Origin of the sequence: Azoarcus sp. DN11, assembly GCF_003628555.1 — a bacterium.
Lineage (GTDB): Bacteria > Pseudomonadota > Gammaproteobacteria > Burkholderiales > Rhodocyclaceae > Aromatoleum.
Genome location: NZ_CP021731.1, coordinates 3,741,697 through 3,758,106, shown reverse-complemented (window position 1 = coordinate 3,758,106; position 16,410 = coordinate 3,741,697). Strand labels below are relative to the sequence as shown.

General features: G+C 69.6%; 14 protein-coding genes. 12 read left to right on the top strand and 2 right to left on the bottom strand.

Annotated features, from left to right (window positions below):
- Nucleotides 1-6: 6 nt before the first annotated feature.
- The 6 genes from flhA to motD all read left to right on the top strand — a co-directional run bounded on the left by flhA (nt 7) and on the right by motD (nt 7,136).
- Nucleotides 7-2,109, top strand: coding sequence for a flagellar biosynthesis protein FlhA (flhA, locus tag CDA09_RS17360; RefSeq protein WP_121429798.1), 2,103 nt, complete (start codon nt 7-9; stop codon nt 2,107-2,109).
- Nucleotides 2,110-2,332: 223 nt separating this feature from the next.
- Nucleotides 2,333-3,784, top strand: a complete 1,452-nt coding sequence (flhF, locus tag CDA09_RS17355; RefSeq protein ID WP_121429797.1) for a flagellar biosynthesis GTPase FlhF — start codon at nt 2,333-2,335, stop codon at nt 3,782-3,784.
- Between the two features lies 1 nt (nt 3,785).
- Nucleotides 3,786-4,601: a MinD/ParA family ATP-binding protein gene (locus CDA09_RS17350; RefSeq protein ID WP_121429796.1), complete on the top strand. Its 816-nt coding sequence runs from the start codon at nt 3,786-3,788 to the stop codon at nt 4,599-4,601.
- A gap of 110 nt (nt 4,602-4,711) precedes the next feature.
- Nucleotides 4,712-5,488 (top strand): RNA polymerase sigma factor FliA, encoded by a 777-nt coding sequence (locus CDA09_RS17345; protein WP_121429795.1) that lies wholly within the window; start codon nt 4,712-4,714, stop codon nt 5,486-5,488.
- Nucleotides 5,489-5,514: 26 nt separating this feature from the next.
- Nucleotides 5,515-6,255 carry a flagellar motor protein gene (locus tag CDA09_RS17340; RefSeq protein WP_121429794.1) on the top strand — a complete coding sequence of 247 codons (741 nt, stop codon included), beginning with the start codon at nt 5,515-5,517 and terminating at the stop codon, nt 6,253-6,255.
- Nucleotides 6,256-6,269: 14 nt separating this feature from the next.
- Nucleotides 6,270-7,136 carry a flagellar motor protein MotD gene (gene motD / locus CDA09_RS17335; RefSeq protein WP_121429793.1) on the top strand — a complete coding sequence of 289 codons (867 nt, stop codon included), beginning with the start codon at nt 6,270-6,272 and terminating at the stop codon, nt 7,134-7,136.
- Between the two features lie 16 nt (nt 7,137-7,152).
- Here the strand turns inward: motD and parC are convergent, their stop codons facing one another.
- Nucleotides 7,153-9,504 carry a DNA topoisomerase IV subunit A gene (gene parC, locus CDA09_RS17330; RefSeq protein ID WP_121429792.1) on the bottom strand — a complete coding sequence of 784 codons (2,352 nt, stop codon included), beginning with the start codon at nt 9,502-9,504 and terminating at the stop codon, nt 7,153-7,155.
- Nucleotides 9,505-9,766: 262 nt separating this feature from the next.
- Here parC and CDA09_RS17325 point away from each other — a divergent pair, with 262 nt between their 5' ends.
- The 6 genes from CDA09_RS17325 (at nt 9,767) to CDA09_RS17300 (ending at nt 15,593) form a co-directional block, all read left to right on the top strand.
- Entirely contained in the window at nt 9,767-10,723 is a 957-nt protein-coding gene (locus CDA09_RS17325) for a LysR family transcriptional regulator (protein WP_286164204.1), read from the top strand.
- A gap of 99 nt (nt 10,724-10,822) precedes the next feature.
- Complete coding sequence (locus CDA09_RS17320) at nt 10,823-11,641, top strand: putative hydro-lyase (RefSeq protein WP_121429791.1); 819 nt, start codon at nt 10,823-10,825, stop codon at nt 11,639-11,641.
- 75 nt (nt 11,642-11,716) lie between these two features.
- A complete protein-coding gene (locus CDA09_RS17315) occupies nt 11,717-12,949 on the top strand; it encodes an MFS transporter (RefSeq protein WP_121429790.1) in 1,233 nt (410 codons plus the stop codon).
- Nucleotides 12,950-12,980: 31 nt separating this feature from the next.
- Complete coding sequence (gene pxpB, locus CDA09_RS17310; RefSeq protein WP_121429789.1) at nt 12,981-13,748, top strand: 5-oxoprolinase subunit PxpB; 768 nt, start codon at nt 12,981-12,983, stop codon at nt 13,746-13,748.
- Nucleotides 13,745-14,830 carry a 5-oxoprolinase subunit C family protein gene (locus CDA09_RS17305; protein WP_121429788.1) on the top strand — a complete coding sequence of 362 codons (1,086 nt, stop codon included), beginning with the start codon at nt 13,745-13,747 and terminating at the stop codon, nt 14,828-14,830. The genes pxpB and CDA09_RS17305 overlap by 4 nt, the downstream gene beginning before the upstream one ends.
- The gene (locus tag CDA09_RS17300; protein ID WP_121429787.1) at nt 14,823-15,593 is read left to right on the top strand and encodes a LamB/YcsF family protein; all 771 of its coding nucleotides are present in this window, start codon (nt 14,823-14,825) and stop codon (nt 15,591-15,593) included. The genes CDA09_RS17305 and CDA09_RS17300 overlap by 8 nt, the downstream gene beginning before the upstream one ends.
- Here CDA09_RS17300 and CDA09_RS17295 read toward each other — a convergent pair whose 3' ends face one another.
- Nucleotides 15,594-16,385 carry a TIGR01458 family HAD-type hydrolase gene (locus CDA09_RS17295; RefSeq protein ID WP_121429786.1) on the bottom strand — a complete coding sequence of 264 codons (792 nt, stop codon included), beginning with the start codon at nt 16,383-16,385 and terminating at the stop codon, nt 15,594-15,596. It abuts the gene before it with no gap.
- Nucleotides 16,386-16,410: the final 25 nt, after the last annotated feature.

Genomic DNA, 16,410 nt, shown 5'->3' with positions numbered 1-16,410 from the left:
CTGGCAATGAACGATGTCCTCAACCTGCGCGCGCTGCTGACGCCGACGAACCTGCGGATGCTCGGTGCGCCGATCTTCATCATCATGGTGCTGTCCATGATGGTGCTGCCGTTGCCGGCGTTCGCGCTGGACGTGTTCTTCACCTTCAACATCGCCGTGTCGGTGATGGTGATGCTGGTGGCGATGTACACCCGCCGCCCGCTCGAGTTCTCGGTGTTCCCGACGGTGCTGCTGGTGACGACGCTGCTGCGCCTCGCGCTCAACGTCGCCTCGACGCGCATCGTGCTGCTCCAGGGGCACACCGGGCCGGACGCCGCGGGCAAGGTCATCGAGGCTTTCGGCCACTTCCTCGTCGGCGGCAACACGGCGATCGGCCTCGTCGTGTTCGTGATTCTCGTCGTCATCAACTTCGTCGTCGTGACGAAGGGCGCCGGCCGGATCGCCGAAGTGAGCGCGCGCTTCACGCTGGATGCGATGCCCGGCAAGCAGATGGCGATCGACGCGGACCTCAACGCGGGACTGGTCGACGAGGCCGAGGCGAAGCGCCGGCGCAAGGAGGTCGCGCAGGAGGCGGACTTCTACGGTGCGATGGACGGTGCGTCGAAGTTCGTGCGCGGCGACGCGGTCGCCGGCATCGTGATCCTGCTGATCAACATCGTCGGCGGGCTGATGGTCGGCATCGTCCAGCACGACATGCCAGCGGGCCTGGCGGTCGAGACCTACACGCTGCTGACGATCGGCGACGGCCTCGTCGCGCAGATCCCGGCGCTGATCATTTCGGTCGCGGCAGGCATGGTCGTGTCGCGCGTGGGCGACGACGCGGACGTGGGCGGGCTGGTGCTCACCCAGGTGTTCTCGAACCCGCAGGTGCTGATGCTCACCGCGGCGATCATCGGCGTGCTGGGCCTGATTCCGGGCATGCCGAACCTCGTGTTCATCCTGATGGCGGGGTCGCTCGGCTGGCTCGGCTGGCGCCGCTTCGGCATCGCGCGCAGGGAGGCGGAGGCGGCCGCGCGCGTGGCACCGCCCGCGGCCGCCGCGGCGCCGGCCGCGGAGAGCCAGGAAGCGAGCTGGAACGACGTCGCGCCGGTCGATGTGCTCGGCCTGGAAGTCGGCTACCGCCTGATCCCGATGGTGGACAAGGGCCAGGACGGCGAGCTGCTGAAGCGCATCCGCGGCCTGCGCAAGAAGTTCGCGCAGGATGTCGGCTTCCTGTCGGCGCCAGTGCATATCCGCGACAACCTCGAGCTCAAGCCCAATGCCTACCGCATCGCCCTGAAGGGCGTGGAGATCGGCAGCGGCGAGGCTTACCCCGGCCAGTTCCTCGCGATCAATCCGGGACGGGTGACCGGGCCGCTCGCAGGCCGCGAGACGCGCGACCCGGCCTTCGACCTGCCGGCCTACTGGATCGACGCGAGCCAGCGCGAGCAGGCGCATGCGCTGGGCTACACCGTGGTCGATGCGAGCACGGTGGTCGCGACCCACCTCAACCACCTGATCCTGAACCACGCCGCGGAGCTTCTCGGGCGTCAGGAGACGCAGGCGCTGCTCGACCACATCGGCAAGACGACGCCGAAACTCGTCGAGGACCTCGTGCCCGCCCTGCTGTCGGTCGCGACGGTGCAGCGCGTGCTGCAGAACCTGCTCGAAGAGGGCGTCAACATCCGCGACATGCGCACGATCATCGAGACGCTCGCCGAGAACGCGCCGCGCACGCAGGATCCGCTGGAGCTGACCTCGCGCGTGCGCCAGGCGCTCGGCCGCTCGATCCTGCAGAGCCTGTTCCCGGGCAACGCCGAGATCCAGGTCATGGCCCTCGATCCGGCGCTCGAACGCATCCTCATGCAGGCGATGACGTCGGGCGGTGGCGATGGCGGCGTCATCGAGCCGAGCCTCGCCGACGGCCTGCTGCGCCATGCGGCCGAGATATCGCAGCGGCAGGAGGACATGGGCCTGCCGCCGGTGCTGCTGGTGCCGCCGCAGCTGCGCTGGCTGCTGTCGCGTTTCCTGCGTCGCGCGGTGCCTTCGCTCAAGGTCATCGCGAACCCGGAAGTGCCGGAGACGCGCACGATCCGCGTCACCGCGATGGTGGGCGGGGCTGCGCGCTGAGTTTCCTGCCCGTCTGATTATTGAACGGCCAATCGGATACAACCGTTCGCCCTGAGCTTGTCGAAGGGCGCGGCCAGGGCTTCGACAGGCTCAGCCCGCACGGTATTGGGTTGCAGGTTAATAGCGGGGAGAAATCGGGTCTATTCCGCGCTATCGATCCATCTCCCCGCCGCCATAATCGGTTCCATGCTGCGCACAGAGCGCGGTAGCCGGGAGATCCACCATGAACGTCAAGCGCTACTTTGCCCCCTCCGCCCGTGAGGCCCTGCGTGCCCTGAAGGCCGAACTCGGTGCCGATGCGATCGTGCTGTCGAACCGCGCGGTCGAGGGCGGCGTCGAGATCCTCGCCCTGCCGGCGGACGACGTGGGCGCGCTGCCGGGCGCGCCGCGCACGGCCGCACCGGCACCGCAGGCGGCCCCGCGGGTCGCGGCACGCCCCGTGCCGGCCGAGGACGACGATTTCCAGGTGAGCCTGTCGGGACGGGCGTCCGCGCCGCAGGCCGCTCCCCGCAAGCCGACCAAGGTCATCCGCCCGTTCAATCCCCCGCGCATGGAGACGCCCGACTACGTGATGCGGACGCGTGAGGCGGCCTTGAGCGAGGAGTATGCGATCGACGACTGGGGCATGGGCGACGCGCCGGCCCGTCCCGTCGCGGCCGAACCCGCGCCGCAGCAGCCTGCTCCGCAGGTGAAGGCGGCCGCGCCCGTGCGCGAGATCGAGGACGAGCGCATCCGTTCGCTGCAGGAGGCGAACGTCCAGCTGATGCAGGAGATGGCCGGCATCCGCAGCATGATCGAGCGCCAGCTCGCGGGCTTCGCGTGGGGCGAGACGCGCCGCCGTGCGCCCGCGCGCGCGGACATCGTCGGCGAACTGCTCGAGGCCGGATTCTCGGGCGTGCTCGCGCGCCGTTTGGCCGACTCCGTGGAGGAAGAGGCTTCGCCGGAAGACGCGCGTGCCGCGGTGAAGAATGCGCTTGCGCGCGACCTGCGCGCCGTTGCATCCGATGCGGACATCATTGATCGCGGCGGCGTGTATGCGCTGGTCGGGCCGACCGGCGTGGGCAAGACCACGACGACGGCGAAGCTCGCCGCGCGCTGCGTCGTGCGCCACGGCGCCGAACGGCTCGCGCTGATCACGACCGACGGCTACCGCATCGGCGCACAGGAACAGCTGCGCATCTACGGCCGCATCCTCGGCGTGCCGGTGTTCTCGGTGCGCGACGCGGCCGACCTGCGCCAGACGCTCGCGGAGCTGCGCAACAAGCACATGGTGCTGATCGACACGATGGGCATGAGCCAGCGCGACAAGATGGTGGCCGAGCAGGCGGCCATGCTGACCGGCGCGGGCGACGTGCGCCGCCTGCTGCTGCTCAATTCGACCTGCCGCGGCGACACGCTCGCCGACGTCGTGCGCGCCTACAAGGGGCCGGACCTGGCCGGTTGCGTGCTCACCAAGGTCGACGAGGCCGCATCGCTCGCGCCGGCGCTGGATGTCGCCGTGCGCAACGAACTCGACGTGTTCTACGTCGCCAACGGCCAGCGCGTGCCCGAGGACCTGCACCTGCCGAACCGGGCCTACCTGCTGCACCGTGCGCTGCGCGAGCAGGCGGCCGAGTCGCCGTGGAAGCTGCAGGGCGACGAAGCGGCGCTGATGCTGGCGTCCGGCGGAATCTGACATGGTCGCCCCGCGTGAAGACCAGGCGGCCGGGCTGAGGCGCCTGTTCCGGCGCACGCCCCCGACGGTCGTCGCGCTGTACGGGACCGGGCGGCGCCGCGCACAGGTCGCGCTGCAGGCCGCGCATCGCATCGCCGGCCGCAGCGAGCGCGTGCTGCTGCTCGACGAGGTGCGGGACGAGGGTTCGCTCGCCGCGGCGCTCGGTCTGCCCGCGGGCGGCGATCTGCTGAGCGTGCTCGGCGGTCGCAGTCCGGTGCGGGAGCTCGTCCAGCCGGTGCCGGGCCTGCTCGGTTGCGTGCCGGTGGCGGCCTGCGCGCTCGCGCTGCCGCTGCTTGACGATGCGCGGCGTGAATGCCTGCTCGCGGCGCTGCGCACGTTGCAGCGGCCGGCGAGTTTCATCCTCATTCATGCGGCGTGCGAGGGGGCGGCCGATCCGTCGCCGTTCACGCTGGCCGCGCCGCGCCGTCTGGTCGTGGCCGAAGCGAGCCGCAGCGGTGCGACCGACGCCTACCAGGTGATCAAGCGTCTGGCCGCGGCGGGCGCCGGGTCGCTGCACGTCGCCGTGTGCGGCGCGCGCGGCCGGGCCGACGCCGCGGCCTTCTTCGCCAGCCTGAGCGAACTCGTGCGCCGCCACGTCGGCGTGCCGCTCGCCTGGCTGGGCGAGGTCGAGCGCGACGAGCTGGCGGCAGGACTGGGACGCAGCGCGGCGGAGGCCTCCCCGCGCGACGCCGAGGCCGCCTTCCTGCGGCGCCTCGCGGCCTTCGGCGACGTGCGGGCGGAGGCCGGCGCAGCCCGCAGGAGGGGCGGATGGGACTGAGCGGCTACCCGTTTGGCAAAACCGGGCCGGCTGCGGGACAATGGCAGTCCGCAGGTCTGCCCCCGTGCCCGGAATCCCGGCCAGGTCGGAAGAAAATACAGGCGAAGTGGATGTACGACTCGGCAGGTAATCTCGACAAGAACCACCTCGTGGAGGCCTACGCTCCGCTGGTCAAGCGCATCGCCTACCACCTGATGGCGAAGCTGCCGGCCAGCGTGCAGATGGACGACCTGATCCAGAACGGCATGCTGGGCCTGCTCGATGCGATCAACCGTTACGAGGATGGTCTCGGCGCGCAGTTCGAAACCTACGCGGTGCAGCGCATCCGCGGCGCGATGCTCGACGGCCTGCGCGAGAACGACTGGCTGCCGCGCAGCATGCGACGCGACATGCGGCGCATCGAGACGGCGATCCACGAGCTCGAGCAGCGCCACGGACGCCAGCCGAGCGAGACCGAGCTCGCCGAACTGCTGGGGATGCCGCTGGCCGAGTACCAGCGCATGCTGCAGGACGCGCGCGGCTACCAGCTGGTGCATTTCGAGGATTTCACCGACGGCGAGGGCGAGGACTATTTTGAGCGCCATCTCGGCGAGCACGAGTCCAATCCGGCCGACATCCTCGAGCAGGCCGACATGCGCAACGCGCTCGTGCGCGCGATCGAGGACCTGCCCGAGCGCGAGAAGCTGATGATGGCGCTGTACTACGACGAGGAGCTCAACCTGCGCGAGATCGGCGAAGTGCTGGGCGTGTCGGAGTCGCGTGTGTGCCAGCTCCACAGCCAGGCCGTCGCGCGCCTGCGCTCGCGCATCCTGGGCACCGTGCGGGTTGCCGGCGGTACCGGCGCGCGCCGCGGGCGGCCGCGGAAGAATCCGCCGGCGGGCGGCTGAACGGGCCGTCCGAGGGGGCAGCGGGCATGGACAAGATCAGCGTCGTCGGGCTTACCTTGGGCATTGCCGCCCTGATCATGGGGCAGGTGATCGAGGGTGGCCACATCGCTTCCCTGGTGCAGCCCACCTCCTTCCTGATCGTGGTCGGCGGCACGCTGGGGGCCGTGATGCTGCAGAGTCCGCTCAAGGTCTTCCGCGAAGGCATCCGCATGACCAAATGGGTCTTCGTGCCGCCGCCGTCGAACCACGCGGCGCTGATCCGCCAGGCGACGAGCTGGAGCCAGATCGCGCGCAAGGAAGGGCTGCTGGCACTGGAGGCGCAGCTTCCGCGCATCGGCGATCCGTTCACGCGCAAGGGGCTGCAGCTGCTGGTCGACGGCGTCGAGCCGCAGCGCCTGCGCGAAGTGCTGGAGGTCGAGATCGACGCCTGGGCCGCGCAGATGCGTCTGGGCGCGCGCATCTGGGAGGCCGCGGGCGGCTACGCGCCGACGCTGGGCATCCTCGGCGCGGTGCTGGGCCTGATCCACGTGATGGAAAACCTCACCGACCCGTCGAAGCTGGGGGCCGGCATCGCGGTCGCCTTCGTCGCGACGATCTATGGCGTGGGTTTCGCCAATCTCGTCTTCCTGCCGATGTCGAAGAAGCTGATGGCCTACGTCGCGGATGGCGTGTCGCAGCGCGAGATGCTTGTCGACGGGCTGGTCGGCATCGCCAATGGCGACAATCCGCGCATCATCGAGAGCCGCATGCAGGGCTACATGGCCTGAGCGCGCGAGCCGCCATGCGACGCCAACGCCGACACCGCCAGCAGGACGATGCGAACCGCGAGGATCACGACCGCTGGCTGGTGTCCTACGCCGACTTCATCACGCTGCTGTTCGCCTTCTTCGTCGTGATGTACTCGCTGTCGTCGGTGAATGAGGGCAAGTACCGCGTGCTGTCCGATTCGCTGATCAACGCCTTCCGCAACGTCACCGTGAACGTGCCGGGCGATCCGGTGATCGCGCCGCCGCCGGCCGTCGCGCCGCCCAAGCCGGCGCCGCTGTCGCCCGCGCCCGACGAGGAGATCGAGCGCCGCCGCCGCGAATACAAGCGCATGACGACGATGGCCGAGGACATCCGCGGCGTGCTCGAGCCGCTGATGCAGGGCGGGCAGGTGCATGTGTCGGAAGGGGCGCGCGGGATCTCGGTCGAGATCAACGCCAGGGTGCTGTTCGCACCGGGCGACGCGGTGCTCTCGACGCCCGCGGTGACGGCCCTGCGCGCCGTGGCCGAAGTGCTTGCGCGCGCCGACTTCCCGATCACGGTCGAGGGGCACACCGACAACCTGCCGATCCGCACCGGGCGCTATCCGTCGAACTGGGAGCTCTCGGCGGTGCGGGCGTCCACGGTCGTGCGCCTCTTCATCGAATCGGGCGTGCGCGGCGGGCGCCTCACCGCGGCGGGCTACGCGGACCAGCGTCCGATCACTGACAACACCAACGAGGAAGGGCGGGCGCGCAACCGCCGCGTCACGATCCTGATCGAGTCGATGATGGGCGAGCCGGCGCCGCGCGCGCCGGGCGCCATCCACGACGGGGACCCGATCCGCGCGATCCTGCCGGAGGGGGAGGCGTCCGCGCCGCCGGAGCCCCCGGCCGGGCGCTGAGGCCGTGCGCCGGGCGTCAGTTCCAGTTTAGCGCGAGCGGCGCGACCTTGGGCGTGAGCGCCATGCCCTTGCGCGCGCGCCGGTGCACGAGCGGCACGAGCTGCGACGGCTTCAGGTCGATCGCCACGGCCTTGCCGCCGCGGCCCGTGCCTTCGACGCGCAGTACCGACTCGTCGGGCGGCACGGCGACGGCGACGAGCGCTTCCTTGTCGTCGAGCGCCATCACGATGACGCCGCGCCCGCCCGTCTGCACCTTCATCTCGCTGCGCATGAAGACGAGGATGCGGCCGCCTTCCGACACCGCGGCGATGCGCTCGCCTGCGACACGCGCCGGCACGAGCACCTTCTCGCCCTTCTCCAGCGTCATGAAGGCCTTGCCCGCGCGCTGGCGGCTGGTCGCGTCGGCGAGCGTGCAGATGAAACCGTAGCCGCCGGAGTTGGCGAAGAACCAGCTCGACTCGGGCTCGGCCGTGAGCACCTGCGCCACCTTGCCGCCATCCTGGAAGTCGACCAGCGTCGTGATCGGCGCGCCGTCGCCGCGCCCGCCGGGCAGGTCCGACACGCGCACGGTGTAGGCGCGGCCGTTGGTGTCGATGACGACGAGCGGCCAGGTGGTGCGTGTCTCGATCACCGCGAAGGCGAAATCGCCGGCCTTGTAGGTGATGCCTGCGGCGTCGATGCCGTGGCCCTGGCGCGAGCGCACCCAGCCGTTTTTCGACACGATCACGGTGACCGGCTCGTCGGCGACGCTGATCTCGGCCGGCGCGACCGCGGCAACCGCTTCGATCACGGTGCGGCGCGCGTCGCCGTACTTTTTCGCGTCGTCCTCGATCTCCTTGAGGATCAGGCGCGTCATCGCGGCGCGGCTGTCGAGGAGATGCTGCAGGCCGTCGCGCTCTTCGCGCAGCTCGGTGAGCTCCTTCTCGATCTTGAAGCCTTCGAGGCGCGCGAGCTGGCGCAGGCGGATCTCGAGGATGTCCTCGGCCTGGATGTCGGTGAGGCCGAAGGCGGCGATCAGCGCAGGCTTGGGCTCGTCGGACTCGCGGATCACGCGGATCACTTCCTCGATGTGCAGGAAGGCGATCATGCGGCCTTCGAGGATGTGGATGCGGCGATCCACCTCGTCGAGGCGGTGGCGGGTGCGGCGATCGACCGTGACGTAGCGGAAGTCGATCCACTCGCGCAGGATCTGCACGAGGTTCTTCTGCTGCGGCCGGCCGTCGCGGCCGATCATCGTCAGGTTGATCGAGGCCGAGCTCTCGAGGCTGGTGTGCGCGAGCAGCACCGCCATGAACTCGTCGCGGCTCTGGCGCGACGAGCGCGGCTCCAGCACGATGCGCACCGGCGCCTTGTCGCTCGATTCGTCGCGCACGGTCTCCAGCACGCCGAGCACGAGCTGCTTGAGGTTCTTCTGTTCCTGGCTGACGTCCTTCTTGCCGGCGCGCGGCTGCGGGTTGGTCAGCGTCTCGATCTCGGCGAGCACGCCGGCCGCGGACACGCCGTGCGGCAGCTCATCGACGATCACCCGCCACTGGCCGCGGGCGAGCTCCTCGACGTGCCAGCGCGCGCGCATGCGCAGGCTGCCACGGCCGCTCGCATAAGCGTCGCGGATCGTGTCGGGCGAGGAGATGAGCTGCCCGCCGCCGGGGAAATCGGGCCCGGGGAGCAGCGGCAGGACGTCGTCGAGGCCGGCGTCGGGGTGACGGATCAGGTGGCAGGCGGCGTCGGCGACTTCGCGCAGGTTGTGCGGCGGGATCTCGGTCGCCATGCCGACCGCGATGCCCGAGGCGCCGTTCAGCAGCACGAAGGGCAGGCGCGCGGGCAGCAGCTGCGGCTCCTCGAAGGCGCCGTCGTAGTTCGGCACGAAGTCGACGGTGCCGCGGTCGATCTCCGCGAGCAGCAGTTCCGCGATCGGCGTCAGGCGGCATTCGGTGTAACGCATCGCCGCCGCGGAGTCGCCGTCGCGCGAGCCGAAGTTGCCCTGGCCGTCGACCAGCGGGTAGCGCAGCGAAAAGTCCTGCGCCACGCGCACCATCGCGTCATAGACGCTGGAGTCGCCGTGCGGATGGTACTTGCCGATGACGTCGCCGACGACGCGCGCGGACTTCACGTGCTTCGAGCTCGCCGACAGGCGCATCTCGTTCATCGCGTACAGGATGCGCCGCTGCACCGGCTTCATGCCGTCCTCGACCTGCGGCAGCGCGCGCGACTTGACGACGCTCATCGCGTAGGCGAGGTAGGCGCGCTCGGCGTACTGGTCGAGCGCGAGGGGGCCGTCGTCGTGGGTCTGGTGGCCGTCGCCGGAGGCCGGGGGAGTCGGCGGCGCCGGGGGCGGGGCGTTGAAGAGGTCGAGCGTGTCTGAAGTCATTGCGCGATGCGTCGAAAGGCTTGGGTAAGTGGCATGGCGTGAGAGGTGGCGGGCCGGGCCGGGACGTCGCCTTCGCGGCGGTGTCGGTCGAGAGCGCCTGCGTCGAGTGTCGGCAAGCCGCATTCGCGATGAATTTGCGCCGCCGTCGCGATCAGCTTAGAGTCATCCAGCCGTCTGCCATCGGAAGCGCGCATTCTGGCAGCGTTCCGGGCCGAAGTTCAAGGACGACGAGCCTGACCCTTCCGCATCTGACCGATCTGCCATGAACCTGCGTTTCGTCGAAGCCTTCCTGTGGGTGGCGCGCCTGAAGAGCATCACGCGCGCCGCCGACAAGCTGTGCCTCACGCAATCGGCGGTGTCGAGCCGCATCGCCAGCCTGGAGGAGGAGCTGGGCGTGGCGCTGATCGACCGGCGCGAGCGGCACTTCCGCCTGACCAATTCCGGCAACCGTTTCCTCGTCTATGCCGAACGGCTGCTCGCGATCCAGCGCGAGCTGAAGGACGAGATCGGCATGGCCGAACCGCAGGCGATGACGATGCGCATCGGCGGCATCGAGTCGGTGCTGCATACCTGGCTGATCCCGCTGGTCGAACATCTGCGTCGCACGCAGCCGCACATCGAGTTCGAGCTGACGGTGGAGATGACCCCGGTGATCATCGAGCAGTTGCGGCGCGGCGGGCTGGATCTTGCGTTCGCGGCGCTGCCGGCCACGGGCGAGGGCATTCGCGTCACCGAACTGCCGTCGCTGGAGATGGTGTTCGTCGGCCGCCGCAGCGACGCCGGGCGCGGCGGCCAATGGACTTTGCCGGAGATCCTCGAACACGACCTGCTGACCTTCCAGCGCGGCTCGCAACCCCATGTCGCGCTGGTCGAGCTGATCCGCCGCGCAGGCCTCGAGAGCGGTCGCGTCCACACGATTTCGTCGATCTCGGCGCTGGTGCGCATGGTCGAAGGTGGCTTCGGCTTCGCGACGCTGCCGCGCGCGACGCTGCCGAGCCTTGCCCGGGGAGCCGATCTCGCGGTGCTCGACACCGAGCCGCGCCTTGCGCCCCTGCCGGTCCATGCGTCGTACTGGGCCTACCCCGGTGCGCCGCAGATGGAGGCCGCGGTGCAGGAGGCGATCGCCTTCGTGCGCGGCTTTCCGGTCGACGGCCTGGGGTTTTCCGATGACGTCGGAAGGTCTGGAAACAAGCGCGGATCTCATCGAAAAAATCGATGAGATCACCAAGAAATTTTTCGTTTGTCTAGCTTCGGCCCCCCGTCGATACTTTGATCACGGCGCGATTACAGCGTCGGGCCAAGGATGAGGAGACGGTCGGTGGAAAGGAATCCTGACAGCGCGGTTGCGTCCGCTGAAGAACTGACAACCGGGGTCGCTGCACGCCGCGCGATCCGGGCCGGCCTGTGGACCTCGCACACCAGCGGGATCGCGCCGGGCCATGTGCAGGGCAACGTCGCGATCCTGCGCGCGCGCGACGCCGACGAGTTCCTGCGCTTCTGCCAGCGCAACCCCAAGCCTTGTCCGCTGCTGGCGGTGTCCGAGCCGGGCGAGCCGCTGCTGCCGACGCTCGGCGCCGACGTCGATATCCGCTTCGATGTGCCGCGCTACCGCGTGTGGCGCAAGGGCGAACTCGTCGCCGAGCCGACGGGGATCGACGATTTGTGGGAGCCGGACTTCGTGACCTTCGTGATCGGTTGCTCCTTTTCCTTCGAGCAGGCGCTGCTCGACGCGGGCGTCCCGCTGCGCCATGTCGCCAACGGCAGGAACGTCGCGATGTATCGTACCAACATCCCGACGACGCCGGCGGGCAAGTTTCACGGTCCGCTGGTCGTGTCGATGCGGCCGATGACGGCGGCCAACGCGATCCGCGCGATCCAGGTCACGTCGCGCCTGCCCAACGTGCATGGCGCCCCGGTGCATTTCGGCGATCCGGCCGAGATCGGCATCGCCGACCTCGCGAAGCCCGATTTCGGCGATCCGGTCGAGATCCTGCCGGGCGAAGTCCCGGTGTATTGGGCCTGCGGGGTGACGCCGCAATCGGTGGTGATGGAAGCCCGCCCTGAGCTGTGCATCACGCACGCGCCCGGTTCGATGCTGGTCACCGACCTGCTCAACCACCAGCTCGCCTTTTCCTGAACAGGGCCATTTTTTCGCGGCACCCCGGCACAGACCGGGGGCGGCGCGTGTCGAACCACCTAAAGGAGATCCTCCGTGTGGATTAACGAGACCACCACGAACGAACGCAAGACGCTGACCGCGGCCTTCGCCGGCTATGGCATCGACGCGTTCGACTACATGATCTATACCTTCCTGATCCCGACGCTGATGGCGGCATGGTCGATGAGCAAGGTCGAAGCGGGCTACATCGCGACCGGGGCGCTGATCACCTCGGCGATCGGCGGCTGGGCGGCGGGCATCCTCGCCGACAAGTACGGCCGCGTGCGCGTGCTGCAATGGACCGTCATCTGGTTCACGTTCTTCACCTTCCTCTCGGGCTTCACGAATTCCTTCGAGCAGCTCTTCTTCACGCGGGCGATGCAGGGCTTCGGCTTCGGCGGCGAATGGTCGGTCGGCGCGGTGCTGATCGCCGAGATGATCCAGCCGAAGAACCGCGGCAAGGCGGTTGGCCTGGTGCAGAGCAGCTGGGCCGTGGGCTGGGGCATCTCCGCGATCGCGTTCTGGGCGGTGTATGCGTTGATGCCGTCGGGGTATGCGTGGCGCGTGCTGTTCTGGCTGGGCATCCTGCCGGCGGTGCTGATCTTCTACATCCGCCGCAACATCCACGACCCGGAAGTCTTCCACGTTGCCCGTGCGAAGGTGAAGGCCGAGGGCGGCGGCAACTTCCTCGAGATCTTCTCGCCGCACCTGTTGCCGACGACGATCTTCGCCAGCCTGCTGTCGACCGGCATGATGGGCGCCTACTACGCGGTCACGACCTGGCTGCCGACTTTCCTCAAGATGGAGCGCGGGCTGTCGGTGCTGGGCACGAGCGGCTACCTGCTGGTGCTGATCCTCGGGTCCTTCGTCGGCTACCTGACGAGCGCCTGGCTGTCGGACCACCTCGGCCGCCGCCGTTGCTTCATGCTCTTCGCGACCTGCGCCGGGGCCCTGGTCTACAGCTACACGCTGCTGCCGATCAACGACACGATGATGCTGTTCCTCGGCTTCCCGCTCGGCTTCTTCCTGTCTGGCATCTTCTCGGGGATGGGGGCCTTCCTCGCGGAGCTCTTTCCGAACGAGCTGCGCGGTTCGGGCCAGGGCTTCTGCTACAACTTCGGGCGCGCGGTCGGCGCGACTTTCCCGGCGCTGGTCGGTTACCTGAGCACCAGCATGCCGCTCGGCGAAGTGATCGGCATGCTCGCCGTGGGCGGCTACCTCCTCGTGATCGTCGCCTGCCTGCCGCTGCCCGAGACGCGCGGCCGGGACCTGGTCCTGCAGAACTGAGCACGGCTACGGCGCACGGAAGAGTCCCGCCATGACTACTGAGCTTGCACACCCGCCGGCGCGTCTGCTGTCCGTCGGCGACGCCGCCTGGACCGTCGAGTTCGGCAACGGCATCGACCCGGCGATTCACGGCCGCGTGCTCGGCTTCTCGAGCCTGCTCGACACGCTGTCGAGCGACGGCCGCCTCGACGGCGTCGTCGAGTGGGTGCCGACCTTCCGTTCGGTGACCGTCCATTTCGACCCGCTGCGCACCGACGCGATGGCGTTGCGCGATCTGCTCGCCGAGCTCGCCGGCAAGAGCGGCAGCCTGTCCGCCGCCGGCTGCCGCTGGCACATCCCGGTGTGCTTCGACGCCGACTGCGCGCCGGATCTCGACGAGGTTGCCGCCGCCAAAGGCATGTCGCGCGACGAGGTCGTGCGCCTGATGACGGAAACGGTCTTCACCGTCTACATGCTGGGTTTCCTGCCCGGCTTCCCCTACCTGGGCGGCTTGCCCGAGGCGCTCGACATGCCTCGGCTCGCGACCCCCCGGAAGGTCGTGCCGTCGCGCTCGATCGCGATCGCCGGCCGCATGTGCGCCGCCTACCCGTGGGAAAGCCCGGGCGGATGGCGCCTGATGGGCCGCACGCCGGTACGCCTTTTCGATGCGGCCAACGCACGCCGGCCGGCCTTGCTCGCGCCGGGCGACCAGGTGGTCTGGCAGGCGATCGACCGCGACGCGTTCGAGGCCCTCGATCGTGAATGCGCCGCCGGCCGCTTCGATCTGTCCTCGCTGTTGAAGGAAGGAGAGGCGGCATGAGCGCAGTCGTGGAAATCATCGACGCCGGCCTCGCGGTGAGCGTCCAGGATCGTGGACGCACGGGCTACCGCAACATCGGCGTGCCGGTGTCGGGCGCGCTCGATCCGGTGCTGATGGCGGCGGCGAACGCGCTGGCCGGCAATGCATCGGAGGCCGCGGTGCTCGAAGTCGGCCTGAGCGGGCCGTCGCTGAAGGCGCTGTCGGGCACGGTGCGTGTGGGGCTGTCGGGCGAGATGGGCGCGCAGCTCGTCAATACGCGCGGTCAGGTGCTGAAGGTGGCGCCGTGGCAGACCGCGACGCTGTTCCCCGGCGACGTCCTGCGCATCGGCGGCGTGTCGCACGGCGTGGGCTACGTCGCGCTCTCCGGCGGGGTGCAGGTGGCCGAGCAGCTCGGTAGCCGTGCGACCTACCTGCGTGCGGCGATCGGCGGCGTGCAGGGCCGGGCGCCCAGGGGCGGCGACCGCCTGCAGTGCGAGGCCGTGCGCGGCGATCCGTGGCTCGAATTCCGTGCGCGGGCACCGTGGCAGCACGAGACCGGCCCAATTCGCGTGATCCTGGGGCCGCAGGAGGACCATTTCACGCATGAGGCGGTGGCGAGCTTCCTGTCGAAGCCCTATGCCGTGACGCGCGACATGGATCGCATGGGCCTGCGCCTCGACGGCGACAAGCTCGCGCACAACGACAAGGGCGCCGAAATCGTGTCGGACGGCGTCGCGCCGGGCGCGATCCAGGTCCCGGCGAACGGCCAGCCGATCGTGCTGATGGCCGACTGCCAGACCTCGGGTGGCTACCCGAAGATCGCGACGGTGATCCGTGCCGATCTGCCGCGACTCGCGCAGGTACGGCCCGGCGACGCGTTGCGCTTCGTCGCGGTGAGCCACGCCGAGGCTGCGACGGCGCTGCGCGAGCAGGTGCAGCGGCTTGCCGAGTGGGTCGCCATGATCCAGAGTTTCCGCCCGCCCGGCGTCATCGACGAGGCGGCGCTGTATGGCGCGAACCTCATCTGCGGCGCCGTGCGCGGCGACGAATGGAACCTGCACGGCGTCGATCTCACCCTTCGTTTCGGAGCACACCATGTCTGAGCGCATCAATCTCAATGCCGACCTCGGCGAAAGTTTCGGCGCCTGGCGCATGGGCGACGACGCGGCGATGCTGGAAGTCGTCAAATCGGCCAACGTCGCCTGCGGCTTCCACGCGGGCGACCCGCTCGTGATGCGCCAGACCGTCGCGACCGCAAAGCGCTGCGGCGTGAGCCTCGGCGCCCATCCGGGCTTTCCCGACCTGCAGGGATTCGGCCGGCGGCGCATGGACTTGCCGGCGGCCGAGCTCGAGGCGATGCTGATCTACCAGATCGGGGCACTGGCCGGCATCGCGCGTGCCGACGGGATGACGGTGACGCACGTGAAGCCGCACGGCGCGCTGAACAACATGGCCTGCGCGGATGCGAAGCTCGCAGCGACGGTCGCGCGCGCGGTGCGCGCGGCCGATCCGGATCTGATCCTGCTCGCGCCGGTGCTGTCGCAGCTCGTCATCGCCGGGCGCGAGGCGGGGCTGCGGGTCGTCGAGGAGGTCTTCGCCGACCGCGCCTATCTCGACGACGGCAACCTCGTGCCGCGCTCGCAGCCGGGCGCGATGGTCCACGGCGCGGACGCCTGCCTGCGCCACGTGCTGGCCATGCTCGAAGCGGGCGCGCTGATCTCGATCAACGGCAAGCGCCTGCCGGTGAAGGCGCAGAGCATCTGCGTGCATGGCGACGACGCCGAGGCGGTCGCGACGGCGCGGGCCTTGCGCGACGGCTTGCAGCGCGCGGGCTACGAGCTGGTGTCGATTCCCGAGCTCGCCTGATCAGGGAAGCGCCAACAGGCGCGTGACGGCGTCGGCGAAATCGTCGGCGACGAGGCTGGGCCGGATCGCCGGATCGGCATCGTCGCCCGCACGGAACTTGCCGGTACGCACGAGGACGCCCGGAATGCCGGCGGCAAGCGCCGCGCCGACATCGTCGTGCAGGTCGTCGCCGATCACCACGGCGTCGGCGGGCGCGACGTCCACTTCGGCGAGCGCGGTGCGGAAGAAGCTCGCCGCGGGCTTGCCGGCGATTTCGGCCGTGACGCCGCTGCTGAATTCGAGGCCGGTGACGAAGGCGCCCATGTCGAGCGACAGGCCGTCCGCTTCCATGAAATAACGGTTCTTCGCCATCGCGATGAAGGCGCTGCCGGCCATCAGCAGGCGGAAGGCGGCGTTGAGCTGCGCGTAGTCGAGATGGTGGCCCATGTCGCCGAGCACGACCGTGTCGGGAACGTCGGCACTCGGGCCCATTTCGGCGGCGAGATCGGGATGGACGAGGTACAGCGGTTTCAGGCCGCGCTCGCGCACGAGCCGTTGCGCGGCGTGCGGGGCAGTGTGGAGTTCGTCGTCGGTGATGGCGAAGCCCATGCGCTGCAGCTTCGCGACCAGCGTCCGGCGCGGCGTGCGCGTCGTGTTGGTGAGGAAGCGCAGCGGCAACCCCGCCGCGCGCAGACGGGCGAGGGCATCGACCGAGCCGGCAATCGCCTCATCGCCGACGTGCAGCACGCCGGCGAGATCCACCAGCACGGCACGGGGGCGGCAGACGAGGCGGGGGGCGGGATTCGCGGCCATGCGGGTCTATTCGGAAACGGGGCGG